We start from the raw sequence: 14,261 nt of genomic DNA on the forward strand, positions 1-14,261 counted from the left end.
CATCCCGATCCGGGCCCGTTGGGCCGTCCACCATGGAAGGAAGTCAACATGAGCACCGACGTACGCCAGTTCATCATCGACGCGATCGCGGACATGAACTACCCGATCGACGACGTCGACGCCGACACGCCGCTGGGTTCGGCGGGCGTGGACCTGGAGTCGCTGGCCGTCGCCGAGCTCGCGGTGCGGGTGGAGGACACCTACGGCGTGAAGTTCAGCGACGAGGAGGCCGAGGCGATGGCGGCGATGACCGTCGGCGAGTTCGCCGCCGCGATCCGCGAGCGCGGCAACCTGGCGAGCGCGTGATGGACGACCGTCCCGCGGCCGCCGGGTCCCTCGGCGTGCCGCGCCAGCGCGACGGCGAACCGGAGTCCCCGAACCGGGACGAGGTCGTCACGATGCTGGCCAGCTACGGCGAGCGCAGCCCGGAGCAGGTGCGCGAGCGCATCGACTCGCTGGAGCTGGCCTGGCTGGTGCACCAGGTCGAGCAGCGCCACGGGCGGATGCTCGACCTCGACGACGACGTGCTCATGCGGATGACCACGGTGACCGGCGCGGTCGAGGTGCTGGCCGAGGTGCTGGCGGAGCCTGCCGGTGACTGAACCGCGCCCCGCCCCGCCCGCGCGGCCCGACCGCGTGCCGGTCGTGGTCACCGGGCTGTCGGCGGTCAGCGCGTACGGCCGGGGCGCCGCGGCGCTGTCGGCGGGCCTGCGTTCGGGGCGACCGGCGTTCGCGCCGGTCACCCGCTTCGACGTGAGCGCCCGGCGGGTGGGCGTCGGCGCGCTGCTGCCCGGCGCGCCGGTGCTGCTCGACGAGCTGCTCACGGTGGTGGACGAGGCGGCCGCGGCGGCCGGGCTGTCCGCGGCGCACCGGGCCGCGACTCCGCTGCTGCTGGCCGTGCACGGCGAGCCGGACGGGGCCCGCGGCCTGCCGGACCGGCCCGGCCGCACCGGCGCGTTCGGCCGCACCGTCGCCGAGAAGGCGGGGCTGTCCGGCAGCGTGCGCACGTACACCAGTGCCTGTGTCGCGGCCAGCACCGCGGTCGCCGACGCCGCCGCGGCGGTGGCCGCCGGTGACGCCGAGCGGCTGGTGGTGGCGGCCGGTTACCTGGTCGAGCCGGATCAGTTCGCGCTGTTCGACGCGGGCCGGGCGCTGGCCGCCGACGGTGCGGTGCGCCCGTTCAGCGCGGACCGCAAGGGCCTGCTGCTCGGCGACGGGGTGGCCGCGGTCGTGGTGGAGTCGGCCCGCGCCGCGCAGGCGCGGGGCGCGACACCGCTGGCCCGGGTGCACGGCTGGGGACGGGCCGGCGACGGCTACCACGTCGTCCAGCCGCGACCTGACGGCGCGGGCCTGGCCAGGGCGATCGAAGCGGCACTCGGCCGGGCGGGCCTGACCCCCGAGCAGGTCGGCTACGTCAACGCGCACGGCTCCGGCTCCGCGCAGAGCGACGCCGCCGAGTCCGCCGCGCTGCGACGCGCCCTGGGCGCGCACGCGTCCACGGTGCCGATCAGCTCGACCAAGTCCCTGCACGGCCAGGCCCTCGAAGCCTCTCCCCTGCTGGAGCTGGTCGCGACGGTGCTGTCCCTGCGTGAGGGCTTCCTCCCGGTGAACGCGGGCTACCTCGGCCCCGACCCCGACTGCCCACTGCGCGTGCTCACCGAAACCACCGAGACCCGTCCGGCGTACGCCCTCAGCCTCAACGCCGCCTTCGGCGGCGCGAACACCGCCCTCCTGGTCGGTGCCCCATGAGTGGGCTGGTGGAGGTCGCGCGGGGGGCGTGGCCGGAGTCCGATGGGGACGTGGAGCCGCCGGTGCTGGCGGGGTTCGTGATGTCGTCGTTCAGCCCGCTGGTGGCCGAGGTGGCCAGGCGCTGTCTGACCAGGGCACACGGACAGCCGCCGGTCGCGGCGGAACGCGGACTCCGTACCGCGGTGATCATCTCTTCGGCGACCGGGGACGCCGCGACGGCGGCCGAGGTGGCGCGGGCCGTGGACGGCGGGCGGCGGCTGGGGCCGCTGCTGTTCTTCCAGGCCGTGCCCAACGCGGTCGCCGGTTACGTGGCGGCGCGGTGGGAGCTGGGCGGCCCGGTGGTCTCGCTGAGCCCCGGCGGCGGCGCCGACCCCGTCGCGGAGTCCCTGGCAGAAGGCATGGCCATGGCGTCGCTGCTGATCCGCGACGGCGACGCCGACGAGGCCCTGATCGTGGTGGCCGAGCAGGCCCTGACCGACGGCGAGCGCGACCGCGCGCTGGCCGTGCTCGTGCGTGACAGCGCAGTGAACCGACCGAAGGAGTAGCAGCGATGGGAACCAATCTGCGGGCGATCCTCGCCGCCGACGCCGACCTCGGCGCGGGCAACGTCATCACCCGGCTGCTGGCGCACGGGGCCGACCCGGCCGGCCCGGGGCTGACCTTCGACGTGGACGTCGACGGCCACCCCGCCTGGGAGCCGCTCAGCCTGGGACAGCTCGACGAGCGGGTCGCGGCCCGTGCCGCGTGGCTGCACCAGCGGGGCATCGGCTGGCGTGACCCGGTCGCGGTGTACGCGAGCACGTCGGCCGACGTCATCCTGTCGTTCCTGGCGCTCAACCGCATCGGGGCGATCCCGGCGCTGCTCAACGGCAACCTCAGCGGCGAGATCGCGGCCGAGTACATCCGCCGGCTGCGGGCCGAGGCGGTGCTGACCGACGCGAAGCACGCCGCCCTGCTGGAGGGCCGCGACTTCGGCTCGCGCCTGCTCGGCGACATCACCGAGATGGGCTCCGGCGACCCGGCCCAGGCGCCGGAGCCGTACCGGCACCACCCCGACGATCCGATCTCGATCACGCACTCCTCGGGCACCACGGGCCTGCCGAAGGCGATCGTGCACTCGCACACCACGCTGTTCGAGGCCACCCGCCGCATCCGGCTGTCCGGGCCGCGCGCGCAGGGCACCGAGCGGGTGGTGTGCGCGCTGCCCTCGGCGCACACCGCGGGCATCCTGTCCATCAACCAGGCCCTGTGCAACCGCGCCGAGCTGGTGTTCCTGTCCTCGCAGCGGGGCGACTACGTGCTCGACGCGATCGAGCGGTTCAAGCCCACCGGCGTCTTCGGCTTCGCGGTGACCTGGGCCGACATGGCCCGCCACGACCTGGGCGAGCGCGACCTGGACTCGGTGGCGATCTGGTTCAACACCGGCGACTGCGCGCACGAGGCGCACATCCGCCCGCTGGTCGCGGTGGGCAGCCGCAACACGGTCACCCGGGAGGGCGTGACCCGGATCAAGGGCTCGATGTTCATCGACGGCATCGGCTCGACCGAGATGGGCCACTCCGCGTTCCACATCACCCACCGCGTCGACACCGAGCGCTACAACCGCTGCATCGGCCGGCCGCACGTGTTCGCCGACGTGGCGGTGCTGGACGACGCCGGCGAGCCGGTCGGCGCGGGCGTGGTCGGCCACCTGGGGCTGAAGTCGCCGACGGTGAAGCTGATGTACTGGAACGACTCGGTGACCGAGTTCCGCACCCGCCAGTCGGGTTACTACCTGACCGGCGACCTCGTGTACTACGACGAGGACGGCTACTACTACCACGTGGACCGGGCGGTGGACTCGGTCGTGCTGGACGGCGGCCAGTGGCTGCACACCTCGCTGACCGAGGAGAAGATCCTGGCGAGCTGCCCCGACGTGCTCGACTGCACCGTGGTCGCGGTGCGGGAGGACGGCCGCGTGGTCACCGACGTGCTGCTGCTGCTCAAGGCCGGGGCGGACGCCGCGGCGGACCGCCGGGACGCTGTCGTGGCGGCGCTGGGCGAGCACGCCGCGCCGACGCTGCGCGACGTCAACGCGGTGCACGACGACGACATCCCCACCGGCGCCACCGGCAAGGTGCGCAAGCTGGTGCTGCGCGAGCGCGCGCTGGCGGGTGCGTCGCGATGAGCCGTAACCGTCCTGACATCGTCGTCACGGGCATCGGCCTGGTCACCCCCGTCGGGCAGGACCTCGACGGGATCTTCGACGCGCTGTGCACCGGCCGCTCCGGCATCGTGGTCACGCCCGAGGGGCACCCCGGGCAGGGGTCCCTGGAGGTGATGGGCAAGGGACCGGACATCGAGGCGGCCAGCGTGCTGCCCGGCCCGGAGGCCCGCACGCTGGACCGGTACATCGTGCACGCGCTGGTCGCCGCGGCGCAGGCGGTGGCCGACGCCGACCTGGTGGTAGGCCGCGACGTAGACCCGTACCGGGCCGCGACCGTGGTGTCCGGCACGGGCGGGCTGGCCACGCTGGAGGCGCAGGTGGTCGTCCGCACCCAGAAGGGCCGGCTCGGGGTGAGCCCGTACCTGCTGCCGGGGATGCTGCCGAACATGGCCACCGCGCGCATCGCCATCAAGTACGGCCTGCGCGGCTACAGCTCCTCCATCGGCACGGCCTGCGCGGCGGGGGCGCAGTCGATCGCCGAGGGCATGCGCATCCTGCGCAACGACGAGGCGGACGTGGTGCTGGTCGGCTGCGGCGAGGCCCCGCTGTTCCCCACCCTGGCCGACACCTTCGGCAACACCCGGGCGCTGGCCAAGGGCTGGGCCGAGGACCCGGCCGCGGCCAGCCGCCCGTTCGACGCCAGGCGCAACGGGTTGGTGCTGGCCGAGGGGGCGGGCGTGTTCGTGCTGGAGCGGGCCGCTGACGCGGACGCGCGGGGCCGCCCGGCGTACGCGACGCTGCACGGCTGGGGCGCGACCACCGACGCCCACCACCCGACCACGCCGCGGCCCGACGGCGACGGGCAGGCCGAGTGCATGCGCCGGGCGCTGGCCGACGCGGGGCTCTCGCCGGCCGACATCGGCTACCTCAACGCGCACGCCACCAGCACCAGGCTGGGGGACGTGGCCGAGTCGCTGGCGGTCAACACGGTGTTCGCCGACGCCATGCCGCCGGTCAGCTCGAACAAGGGCGTCACGGGGCACATGCTCGGCGCGTCCGGGGTGATCGAGGCCGCGGCGACGGTGATGGCGCTCGGGCACGGGCTGCTGCCGCCGACGGTGAACCTGGAGGACCCCGATCCCGCGTGCGATCTCGACCATATTCGCGGCAAGGCTCGGCAAAGTCCCATCGATTTTGCACTGTCCAATTCATTCGGTTTCGGCGGACATAATGTGAGCCTTGTCCTGGGTCGACCCACCACGAGACTCAGCCGTTTTGCTGAGTGAGGTGTCACCGAATCGTTTGCCGCAAGCAACATACTGTCGCAATTAAATATTTGCGTAGTTAGGTATTGAGGGACATCAGCACAACCCGCTAGCGTGACAGTCAGACGGCCCTCGCCGGAGCGATCAGCTCCGGCGGCTGGGTCGCGAACAACGGACGTCACAGGGGCACGACGGCCAATCGGAGCGTGGTGGGTTCATTCGGCGTGCGCCGCGGCAGCGGCGGCACCGGGCGAGCCACGGTCCGTGACCCGTTCCACGCCCAATCCACCTGGCGCGGAGCGAGTCCTGACAGTCAGTGCAAAACAGGACATCGTACGCCAAGGGGTAGGTAGCAAATGAACATTCTCGGCATCGACCACCTGGAGTTCTACGTCGGTGACGCCCGGCAGACGGCCTACTATCTGTGCACGGCATTCGGGTTCCGGATCTGCGGGCAGGGCGGGCCGCAGACGGGCCTGGCCGGGCAGCGCTCGCTGCTGCTGCAGCACGGCGACATCCGCATCGTGCTGACCTCGGGCCTGGTCGCCGACCACCCGGCGACGCTGTACGTCGGCCGCCACGGCGACGGCGTGGCCGTCATCGCCTTCGAGACCGACGACGCCGCCGGCCTGTACGACACCGTCGTCGGCCGGGGCGCGACCGCCCTGGAGACGCCCACCGTGCACGAGAACGCGGCCGGGCGCGTGGTCACCGCGAGCGTCTCCGGCTTCGGCGACGTGACCCACCGGCTGGTCGAGCGGCACGGCTCCCGCTGGGAGTTCCTGCCCACCACCATCGAGATGACCGCCGACGAGCAGTCGTTCGCCGACGACCTGCTCCAGGTCATCGACCACCTCGCCATCTGCGTGCCGGCCGGGGAGATCGCCGAGACCTCGCGCTACTACCAGGACGTCTTCGGCTTCGCCGAGATCTTCGAGGAGTACATCGAGGTCGGTGGGCAGGGCATGGACTCCAAGGTGGTGCAGAGCCCGTCGCGCCAGGTCACCTTCACGCTGATCGAGCCCGACCTGTCGCGCCGCCCGGGGCAGATCGACGACTTCCTGTCCTGGCACGCCGGGGCGGGCGTGCAGCACGTGGCGTTCCGCACCAACGACATCGTGACCGCGGTGCGCACGTTCGCCGAGCGCGGGGTGGGCTTCCTCAGCACGCCGCAGACCTACTTCGACGCGCTGGAGAAGCGGCTGGGCAGCGTCGACCTGCCGATCGAAGAGCTGCGCCGGCTCGGGGTGCTTGTCGACACCGACCACTACGGCGAGCTGTACCAGATCTTCACGCAGTCGATGCACGTGCGCCGGACGCTGTTCCTGGAGCTGATCGAGCGGCACGGCGCGCTGACCTTCGGCAGCAGCAACATCAAGGCGCTGTACGAGGCCAAGGAGCGCGAGCTGGCGGGCCCCGCCGAGGCGGCACAGGCGGCAGCGCCGGACGCCCGCCCCGCCGGCCTGGCCGCCGCCTGAGACCGGGACACCCCCGTGCACCACACCCCCACCCACCACATCCAGGCGAGGAGTCACCCCCATGGCTGAGCAGTTCAATCTGACCGACGAGGAGCGGGAGCTGCTCCCGTCCGACGAGGACGTCGCGTTCTACGCCGCGCACGGCTGGTACCTGACGAAGAAGCTGTTCACCGACGCGGAGGTCGACGAGCTGGTCGAGGCCAGCGAGCGCTTCTACGCCGGGGAGCGCAGCCGCTCCCTGCCGCTGCGCCCGCGCCGCCTGGCCTACTGGGAGCCGCAGCACGGCGACGTGCAGCGGCACAACGACTACGTGCACTACGAGCACGACGGCCTGGCCAAGCTGCTGCGCAAGCCGCTGATCGGCGCGGTCGCGGCCCGGCTGGCCCAGGCCGACGAGATCCGCGTCTTCCAGTCGACCCTGATCTTCAAGCCGCCGCGCCCGGAGGAGCCGACCAACGTCGTGCCGTGGCACTTCGACCGGCACTACTGGGCGTCGTCGACCTCGGAGCGCATGCTCACCGCGTTCATCCCCTTCCACGACTGCGGCGAGGAGATGGGCACCATCACGATGGTGGACGGCAGCCACGCCTGGCGGGAGACCGGCAACGACGACTCCACCGCCAAGCACTTCGCCGAGCGGGACAAGGAGGACCTGGAGGTCCTGCTGGCCCGCAACGCGGAGTTCAACGGCACCACCGTGACCAAGGTGCCGATGATCATCCCCAAGGGCCACATGAGCTTCCACCACTGCCGCACGTACCACGGCAGCGCGGGCAATCGCAGCGACCGTCCCCGCCGCGCGATCTCCCTCCACCTGCAGGACGGCGAGAACCAGTACCGCCCGTACGCCCTCAGCGACGGCACCGTCGTCGGCTACAACCACGACGAGCTGGTCCGCCGCACCCCTGACGGCCGTCCCGACTACGCCGATCCCGACTACTGCCCGGTGCTCTGGACCTCGGCACAGCACTGAACGACCACCCGATCACCTAGGAGAGAGTTATGTCGCGTTACGACTGGGGCCAGACGCATCCGGGCATCACCAGGCTCGAGGAGGCGGTGAGCGAGGCCCGCAACGCGGTCGTCACCCACCCGCTGTACGCCGCGCTGGACAACCACCAGGCCATCGTCACGTTCATGGAGCACCACGTCTTCGCGGTGTGGGACTTCATGTCCCTGCTGAAGTCGCTGCAGCGCCACCTGACCAGCGTGACAGTGCCGTGGATCCCGAGCGGCCCGACCGGCAGCCGCCGCCTGATCAACGACATCGTGCTGGTCGAGGAGAGCGACGAGCTGCAGGGCGGCTTCATCAGCCACTTCGAGCTGTACGTCGGCGGCATGGACCAGGCCGGCGCGGACACCACCGCCATCAACCACCTGATCAAGATGCTGGGCGAGGGCAGCACGGTGGAGCAGGCGCTGACCGGGGCGAACGTCAACCCGGTCTCGGCCGACTTCGTGCGCACCACGTTCCGCTTCATCGACACGCTGCCGATCCACTGCCAGGCCGCGGCGTTCGCGTTCGGCCGCGAGGACCTGATCCCGGACATGTTCCAGCAGGTCATCAAGGTCAACCAGGAGGGCGGCAAGCTCGACACGTTCGTCGACTACCTGGCCCGCCACATCGAGGTCGACGGCGAGTTCCACACCCCGATGGCCATGCAGATGGTCACCGACCTGTGCGGCGACGACGACGAGAAGTGGGCGCAGGCGGCGCAGACGGTCAACGCGGCGCTGGCCGCGCGCCAGAAGCTGTGGACCGGCATCCACGACGCCATCCAGGCGGGCTGAGCACCCTCTCTTTTTTCGACCGTGGCTCACAACCGGCTCCGCGAGGTTGTGAGCCACGGTCTCGGCATCTGCAGCCAGGCTCACCACCGGCCCCGCCGGGTTGTGAGCCACGGTATCGGCACATCTTCGGCACGGAGAGCGACATGAACGAAGCACTGGCCCGACGAAAACTCCTCGGCATCCTGTCCGGCAGCTGGGTTGCCCAGGGCGTGTACGCGCTGGTCCGGCTCGGCGTGCCGGACCTGATGGCGGACGGGCCGGTGCACGTCGGCGACCTCGCCCACCGGTGCGGCGCGGACCCCCGGGCGCTGGGTCGCCTGCTGCGGGCCCTGGCGCTGATGGGCCTGTTCACCCGGCCCGCGCCGGACACCTACGGCCTCACCCCCACCACCGAGCTGCTGCGCGCCGACGTGCCCGGTTCGGTGCGGCTCAACGCGCTGATGCAGGGCGACGAGGTGTTCCGCTCGTTCGCCGAGATCATGCACACGCTGCGCACCGGCCGCCCGGCCTTCGAGGCGGTGTACGGCCGCCCGTTCTACGACTACCTGGGCGACAACCCCGAGGCCGCGGCGGTGTTCAACGAGTCCATGGGCGACCAGCGCCCGCCGGAGGCGCTGGCCGGCTGCGACCTGAGCGGCGCCCGCATCGTCGTCGACGTCGGCGGCGGCAACGGCAGCCTGCTGGCGGAGCTGCTGGAACGGCACCCGGACCTGCAAGGTGTGCTGCTGGAACTGCCCGACGCCGCGGCCGCCGCCCGCGCCAGGCTGGCCGAGGCCGGGCTCGCGGGGCGCTCGGCGTGCGTGGAGGGCAGCTTCTTCGACGGCGTGCCCGACGGCGGCGACGTCTACACGCTGGCCCGGGTGCTGCACAACTGGAACGACGACAACGCGATCGCGATCCTGCGCCGGGTGCATGCGGTGCTGCCGCCGCACGGACGGCTGATCGTGCTGGAGGAGTTCCTGCCCGAGGAGACCGACCCGGCGGGCCGCTCCGCCGCCGGGCTCGTCGACCTGCTCATGCTGGTCACCCTGGAGGGCCACGACCGCACCGAGACCGAGTACCGGGAACTGCTGGGCAAAGCCGGGTTCGAGATCATCGCGGCCCGCCCCGGAGTCCTGGAGGCGCGGGTCGCGTGAGCGGGCCGTTCAAGATCGCCGGACTTGCCCGGCACCTGTGCGTATCTTGAGCGCCCTTTCGCCCACCTGCCCGGCAAGTCGAGCGATCTTGAGGAAGGAGAAGGCATGCGCGAGCGGAGCGACATGGAGCTCTACCGGACGATGCGGCTGATCCGCAGGTTCGAGGAACGGGCGATCGAGCTGGTGCACGCCGGGGAGATCGTCGGCGGGATCCACCCGTACATCGGGCAGGAGGCCATCGCCGCGGGTGTGTGCGCGGCCCTACGCGACGACGACGTCATCACCAGCACCCACCGCGGGCACGGGCACGTGCTGGCCAAGGGCGCCGACCCGGTGCGCATGCTGGCCGAGCTGACCGGCCGGGCGACCGGCCTCAACCGGGGCCGGGGCGGCTCGATGCACGCCGCGGACTTCGGCAAGGGCATCTACGGCGCGAACGGCATCGTGGGCGCGGGCGGGGCCATCGCCACCGGCGCGGCCTGGGCCGCGGTCAAGGAGGGCAGCGACCGGGTCGCCGTCAGCTTCTTCGGCGACGGCGCGGTCAGCCAGGGCGTGCTGCTGGAGACGTTCAACCTGGCCGCGCTGTGGCGGCTGCCGGTGCTGTTCGTCTGCGAGAACAACGGGTACGCCACCACGCTCACCGTGGCGCAGTCGGTCGCCGGGTCGATCACCGGCCGGGCCGAGGCGTTCGGCATCCCCGCGGTCAGCGTGGACGGGGCCGACGCGGCGGCGGTGCTCGACGCGGCCCGCGACGCCGTGGCCCGCGGCCGCGCCGGGGGCGGGCCGAGCTTCATCGAGGCCACCGCGTACCGCTTCGACGCCCACCACACCTGGGAGCACAAGGCCCGGGTGCGCTACCGCAGCGACGAGGAGGTCGCGGCCGGCCGGTCCCGCGACCCCCTGGACATCCACGGCGTACGCCTGGACGAGGGTGTGCGCGCCGGGATCGACGCGGACGTCGAGGCCCTGATGGCCGAGGCGGTCGCGTTCGCGCTGGACAGCCCGCGCCCCGACCCGGCCGGCGCGCTCGACCACCTCTACGCCACCGGCATGCGGGGGCGCAACGGAATCGGACTCCTCGACACGGCGGTGCGGTGATGGCACGACTCTCCTACCTGAAGGCCCTGCAGCGGGCGCTGGCCGACGAGATGGCCCGCGACGAGAACGTGTGCGTGCTCGGCGAGGACATCGGCGTCGCCGTCAACAACGTCACCACCGGCCTGCTGGCCAAGCACGGCCCGGCCCGCGTCGTCGACACCCCGCTGTCCGAGCAGGCGTTCACCAGCTTCGCGACCGGAGCGGCGCTGGCCGGGCTGCGGCCGGTCATCGAGTTCCAGATCCCGTCGCTGCTGTTCCTGGTCTTCGAGCAGATCGCCAACCAGGCGCACAAATTCTCGCTGATGACCGGCGGGCAGGCGAAGGTCCCGGTGACCTACTTCGTGCCCGGTTCGGGCTCGCGCAGCGGCTGGGCCGGCCAGCACTCCGACCACCCGTACGGGCTGTTCGCGCACGTCGGGGTGAAGACGGTGGTGCCGGCGACGCCGGAGGACGCGTACGGGCTGTTCCTGACGGCGATCCGCGACGACGACCCGGTGGTGCTGTTCGCGCCCGCGGGCTCGCTCGGGGTGCGCGGGGACGTGGACATGGACGCGCTCGGCCCGGTGCCGCTCGGGGTCGGCCGGGTGCACCGGGAGGGCACGGACGTGACCGTGGTCGCGGTCGGGCACCTGGTGCAGGCCGCGCTGGGCGTCGCCGAGCAGCTCGCGGACCAGATCTCGGTGGAGGTGTTCGACCCGCGCTCGCTGTACCCGTTCGACTGGGCGGGGCTGGCGGCGTCGGTGAACAAGACCGGGCGGCTGGTCGTCGTCGACGACTCGAACCGGATGTGCGGCATCGCCGGGGAGATCCTGGCCACCGCGGCCGAGGAGATGCGGCTGACGGCGCCGCCGAAGCGGGTCACCCGGCCCGACGGCGCGGTGCTGCCCTTCGCGAGCGAGCTCGACCTGGCCGTCCAGCCGCAGCAGGAGCAGCTGCTCACCGCCGTGCAGGAGGTCTACAAGTCCAGCCGCTGACCGGACGGGCTCGGCGACGGGGGCTGCGGGAAGCTGCCGAAGACGGCGACGACCGCGTCGGTCACCGTGCCCTCGTAGGACATGCTGATCGGGTAAGGCCCGATCGGCGTGTCCTTCGCGGCTCCGGCGAGACCGTTCGGCGGGAAGTAGAAGCCCGGCCCGACGACACCGCCGCACCGGATCGGCAACGTGGCGCGGAAGCCCTCGTCGCTGTCCACGGTCACCGCCATGCGGCCGCCACCGGCGCAGGCCCCGAACACGGCATAGCTGTCGTACGCCCGTCCGGCCGGAATGACCAGCGGGCCCGGGGACGCGCCCCGCCGCCAGATGAACAGCAGCGGCCGGTTCTCCGCTTCCAGCCCGGTGCGCAACTGCGCGTCGGTCGGCAGCCGGCCGTCGTCCCCGCGCAGTTCGAAGAGCCTGACGCAGACCTGCCCGGAACAGCCGTTGCCCGCGCTGCCCGCCTGCTGCGCGGGGTCGGGCTCCGGCGGTGTGGCGAGCCAGACGGTGCCGAGCAGCACCAGCGCGGCGAGCGCCGGGGCCAGCCACAGCAGCGTCCGCCCCCGCCAGGGTCGGGGTGGTTCGGTGTCGAACATGGACAGGTCGGCCGACCCGTCACCGGTTCCCGCGTGCTCCATGAGCGTGCTCCCCGTTCTGGGCGGTGGTCTCCGCCACCGGCAAGGCTAGGCGTACTGCGCCGACCACGGGGGCCTATGGCGGCAGCCGCCGGGTGGGGGGAACCCCGGCGGCTGCCTCACCTGAGGAGGAGTGCTCAGTAGACGCTCACGCCGTAGACGCTGAGCGGCTCGGTCACCGGCTGGAAGTACGTCGTGCCACCGGTGCTGCAGTTACCGCTGCCGCCCGAGGTCAGGCCGAGCGCGACGGTGCCCGCGAACAGCGAGCCGCCGCTGTCGCCGCCCTCGGCGCACACGTTCGTGCGGATCAGGCCGGTGACGGTGCCCTGCGGGTAGTTGACGGTCGCGCCGGTGCCGAGCACGCGGCCGCTGCGCAGGCCGGTGGTGCTGCCGCTGCGGTACACGGTCTGGTTGACCACGGCGTTGCCGGCGCTGGTGATGTCCTGCGAGCTGCCGTTGTAGAGCCAGACGTTGCCGGGGTGGGCGATCGTGCTGTCGTAGCGCACGATGCCGTAGTCGTTGCCGGGGAAGCTGCTGCCCGTACGGGTGCCGATCAGCTGGGTGCGGGCCGAGTTGGCGTACCAGCTGGAGGCCAGGTTGGTGCAGTGGCCGGCGGTGAGGAAGAAGTAGACACCGGCGGCGTTGCGCACGTTGAAGCCGAGCGAGCAGCGCGAGCCGCCGCCATAGATGGCCTGCCCGCCGGCGATCGTCGGGCTGAGCGTGCCGGCGACGGTCTCCACCCGGACGGTGTCGCCGAGGCGGTCGGTGACGGCCTTCAGCTTGGCCAGCTTCGCCCCGGTGACGGTGCTGTCGGCGGTGACCACGACCTGATTGCTGATCGGGTCGGTGTACCAGGAAGTGCCGGAGATGCGGGCGAGCCGGTCGAGTTCGGCGGTGGCGCCGTTGAGCTGCGCGGCGCTGCGGGCGACGAGGCGGGCGACACCGCCCGCGGCGCGGACCCGTGCGGCGGCGGCCTCGTCGGTGACCGTGACGACGATCTTTCCGGTGCTGTCCTGGTAGACGCCGGCCGAGTCGATCTGTGCCGCGAGGGCGGTCGCCGCGTCGGCGGTCAGCACCGGCTCGGTGGCCGGGGCGGCCTGGGCCGTCGCCGGGACCAGCAGACCCGCGGCGAGCAGGGCGGCGGCCGCCACGCGCACGGCTGCGCGCCGGGACGTGGATCGCGTGTGGAGCATGGGTTCCTCCTCGGGGTTGTGGCATGTGGTGACATGCCGGAGGTGACCGAGTTGCCCGGATGAGGCGCTCAGTCGTGGAACACGATGCCAAACCTTGCAAGAATCTTCAATATTTAGCTTGCTAAATATATGTGCCAACAACGCTCAACATGCAACCTCGACAGCGCCCGGAACGTCCGCCGCGCGGGTCGCGGCGGACGATCGAGGAACATCGCGGCGGAGTAAGATCGATTACATGGCCACGGCTCTCGTACTGATCGACCTGATGCCCCGCATCGTGGCGCTTCCCGTGGAACCGCACTCCGGCGACGACGTGCTGCGGCGGTGCACCCAGCTGGCGACCGCGTTCCGGACGGCGGACCGCCCGGTGGTGCTGGTGCGCGTCGAGCGGCCGAACGTGCCCACCCAGCCGCCCGGCAGCGACCTGGTCGAGGGCCTGGCGCAGCCCGGCGACGTGCTCGTGGTCAAGCGCACCATCGGCGCGTTCCACGGCACCGACCTGCACGAGCAGCTGCGGCGACGCGGCGTGACCACGCTCGCGCTCGCGGGCCTGGTCACCACCATGGGCGTCGAGTCCACCGCCCGCGCCGCCAGCGACCTCGGCTACGACCTCGAATTCGTCGAGGACGCCATGTCCGGCCTGGCCACCGACGAACACGAGATGGCCGTCCGCCGCACCTTCCCCCGCTTCGGCCGCGTCCGCACCACCGCCGACTACCTCTGACCCACCCGCCCCCTCGCGCAACTCTTAACGAGTCGCGCCTTCAGGCGCGCTCCGAGGCCGCGACTCGTTAAG

The 14,261-nt window shown here is 72.1% G+C and carries 15 protein-coding genes; 13 read left to right on the forward strand and 2 right to left on the reverse strand.

Annotated elements, in window-relative coordinates; genetic code table 11:
• Positions 1–48 precede the first annotated feature (48 nt).
• The 12 genes from Cco03nite_RS23090 to Cco03nite_RS23145 all read left to right on the forward strand — a co-directional run bounded on the left by Cco03nite_RS23090 (position 49) and on the right by Cco03nite_RS23145 (position 11,637).
• Entirely contained in the window at positions 49–306 is a 258-nt protein-coding gene (locus Cco03nite_RS23090) for an acyl carrier protein (protein ID WP_203694267.1), read from the forward strand.
• Positions 306–602 carry a hypothetical protein gene (locus tag Cco03nite_RS23095; RefSeq protein WP_373314303.1) on the forward strand — a complete coding sequence of 99 codons (297 nt, stop codon included), beginning with the start codon at positions 306–308 and terminating at the stop codon, positions 600–602. Before Cco03nite_RS23090 ends, Cco03nite_RS23095 begins: the two co-directional genes overlap by 1 nt.
• Positions 595–1,749 carry a beta-ketoacyl-[acyl-carrier-protein] synthase family protein gene (locus Cco03nite_RS23100; RefSeq protein ID WP_203694268.1) on the forward strand — a complete coding sequence of 385 codons (1,155 nt, stop codon included), beginning with the start codon at positions 595–597 and terminating at the stop codon, positions 1,747–1,749. The genes Cco03nite_RS23095 and Cco03nite_RS23100 overlap by 8 nt, the downstream gene beginning before the upstream one ends.
• The gene (locus tag Cco03nite_RS23105) at positions 1,746–2,294 is read left to right on the forward strand and encodes a beta-ketoacyl synthase chain length factor (RefSeq protein WP_203694269.1); all 549 of its coding nucleotides are present in this window, start codon (positions 1,746–1,748) and stop codon (positions 2,292–2,294) included. The genes Cco03nite_RS23100 and Cco03nite_RS23105 overlap by 4 nt, the downstream gene beginning before the upstream one ends.
• 5 nt (positions 2,295–2,299) lie before the next feature.
• Positions 2,300–3,916, forward strand: coding sequence for a class I adenylate-forming enzyme family protein (locus Cco03nite_RS23110; RefSeq protein WP_203694270.1), 1,617 nt, complete (start codon positions 2,300–2,302; stop codon positions 3,914–3,916).
• Positions 3,913–5,181, forward strand: a complete 1,269-nt coding sequence (locus Cco03nite_RS23115; RefSeq protein WP_203694271.1) for a beta-ketoacyl-[acyl-carrier-protein] synthase family protein — start codon at positions 3,913–3,915, stop codon at positions 5,179–5,181. Before Cco03nite_RS23110 ends, Cco03nite_RS23115 begins: the two co-directional genes overlap by 4 nt.
• A gap of 335 nt (positions 5,182–5,516) precedes the next feature.
• Positions 5,517–6,638, forward strand: a complete 1,122-nt coding sequence (gene hppD / locus Cco03nite_RS23120) for a 4-hydroxyphenylpyruvate dioxygenase (protein ID WP_203694272.1) — start codon at positions 5,517–5,519, stop codon at positions 6,636–6,638.
• Between the two features lie 61 nt (positions 6,639–6,699).
• The gene (locus Cco03nite_RS23125; RefSeq protein WP_203694273.1) at positions 6,700–7,611 is read left to right on the forward strand and encodes a phytanoyl-CoA dioxygenase family protein; all 912 of its coding nucleotides are present in this window, start codon (positions 6,700–6,702) and stop codon (positions 7,609–7,611) included.
• Positions 7,612–7,640: 29 nt separating this feature from the next.
• Entirely contained in the window at positions 7,641–8,429 is a 789-nt protein-coding gene (locus tag Cco03nite_RS23130) for a DUF3050 domain-containing protein (protein WP_203694274.1), read from the forward strand.
• 143 nt (positions 8,430–8,572) lie between these two features.
• Entirely contained in the window at positions 8,573–9,565 is a 993-nt protein-coding gene (locus Cco03nite_RS23135) for a methyltransferase (RefSeq protein WP_203694275.1), read from the forward strand.
• 105 nt (positions 9,566–9,670) lie between these two features.
• Positions 9,671–10,663 (forward strand): thiamine pyrophosphate-dependent dehydrogenase E1 component subunit alpha, encoded by a 993-nt coding sequence (locus tag Cco03nite_RS23140; RefSeq protein ID WP_203694276.1) that lies wholly within the window; start codon positions 9,671–9,673, stop codon positions 10,661–10,663.
• On the forward strand, positions 10,663–11,637 hold the full coding sequence (locus Cco03nite_RS23145; RefSeq protein WP_203694277.1) for an alpha-ketoacid dehydrogenase subunit beta: 975 nt from the start codon (positions 10,663–10,665) through the stop codon (positions 11,635–11,637). The genes Cco03nite_RS23140 and Cco03nite_RS23145 overlap by 1 nt, the downstream gene beginning before the upstream one ends.
• Here the strand turns inward: Cco03nite_RS23145 and Cco03nite_RS23150 are convergent.
• Together Cco03nite_RS23150 and Cco03nite_RS23155 are read right to left on the reverse strand one after the other, a co-directional pair.
• A complete protein-coding gene (locus Cco03nite_RS23150; RefSeq protein WP_203694278.1) occupies positions 11,619–12,275 on the reverse strand; it encodes a hypothetical protein in 657 nt (218 codons plus the stop codon). The two genes, Cco03nite_RS23145 and Cco03nite_RS23150, sit on opposite strands and share 19 nt — an antisense overlap.
• Before the next feature lie 134 nt (positions 12,276–12,409).
• The gene (locus Cco03nite_RS23155) at positions 12,410–13,465 is read right to left on the reverse strand and encodes a S1 family peptidase (protein ID WP_203694279.1); all 1,056 of its coding nucleotides are present in this window, start codon (positions 13,463–13,465) and stop codon (positions 12,410–12,412) included.
• A gap of 235 nt (positions 13,466–13,700) precedes the next feature.
• On the opposite strand from Cco03nite_RS23155, the gene Cco03nite_RS23160 reads away from it, so the two are divergent.
• Positions 13,701–14,189 carry an isochorismatase family protein gene (locus Cco03nite_RS23160; RefSeq protein ID WP_203694280.1) on the forward strand — a complete coding sequence of 163 codons (489 nt, stop codon included), beginning with the start codon at positions 13,701–13,703 and terminating at the stop codon, positions 14,187–14,189.
• Positions 14,190–14,261: the final 72 nt, after the last annotated feature.

This window comes from Catellatospora coxensis, assembly GCF_016862635.1.
Lineage (GTDB): Bacteria > Actinomycetota > Actinomycetes > Mycobacteriales > Micromonosporaceae > Catellatospora > Catellatospora coxensis.

Excerpts from the sequence above, each read along its gene's own strand:
- Cco03nite_RS23090 (WP_203694267.1), top strand. The coding sequence starts at position 49 with ATGAGCACCGACGTACGCCAGTTCATCATCGACGCGATCGCGGACATG.
- Cco03nite_RS23095 (WP_373314303.1), top strand. The coding sequence starts at position 306 with ATGGACGACCGTCCCGCGGCCGCCGGGTCCCTCGGCGTGCCGCGCCAG.
- Cco03nite_RS23105 (WP_203694269.1), top strand. The coding sequence starts at position 1,746 with ATGAGTGGGCTGGTGGAGGTCGCGCGGGGGGCGTGGCCGGAGTCCGAT.
- Cco03nite_RS23110 (WP_203694270.1), top strand. The coding sequence starts at position 2,300 with ATGGGAACCAATCTGCGGGCGATCCTCGCCGCCGACGCCGACCTCGGC.
- Cco03nite_RS23115 (WP_203694271.1), top strand. The coding sequence starts at position 3,913 with ATGAGCCGTAACCGTCCTGACATCGTCGTCACGGGCATCGGCCTGGTC.
- hppD (WP_203694272.1), top strand. The coding sequence starts at position 5,517 with ATGAACATTCTCGGCATCGACCACCTGGAGTTCTACGTCGGTGACGCC.
- Cco03nite_RS23125 (WP_203694273.1), top strand. The coding sequence starts at position 6,700 with ATGGCTGAGCAGTTCAATCTGACCGACGAGGAGCGGGAGCTGCTCCCG.
- Cco03nite_RS23130 (WP_203694274.1), top strand. The coding sequence starts at position 7,641 with ATGTCGCGTTACGACTGGGGCCAGACGCATCCGGGCATCACCAGGCTC.
- Cco03nite_RS23135 (WP_203694275.1), top strand. The coding sequence starts at position 8,573 with ATGAACGAAGCACTGGCCCGACGAAAACTCCTCGGCATCCTGTCCGGC.
- Cco03nite_RS23140 (WP_203694276.1), top strand. The coding sequence starts at position 9,671 with ATGCGCGAGCGGAGCGACATGGAGCTCTACCGGACGATGCGGCTGATC.
- Cco03nite_RS23145 (WP_203694277.1), top strand. The coding sequence starts at position 10,663 with ATGGCACGACTCTCCTACCTGAAGGCCCTGCAGCGGGCGCTGGCCGAC.
- Cco03nite_RS23150 (WP_203694278.1), bottom strand. The coding sequence starts at position 12,275 with ATGGAGCACGCGGGAACCGGTGACGGGTCGGCCGACCTGTCCATGTTC.
- Cco03nite_RS23155 (WP_203694279.1), bottom strand. The coding sequence starts at position 13,465 with ATGCTCCACACGCGATCCACGTCCCGGCGCGCAGCCGTGCGCGTGGCG.
- Cco03nite_RS23160 (WP_203694280.1), top strand. The coding sequence starts at position 13,701 with ATGGCCACGGCTCTCGTACTGATCGACCTGATGCCCCGCATCGTGGCG.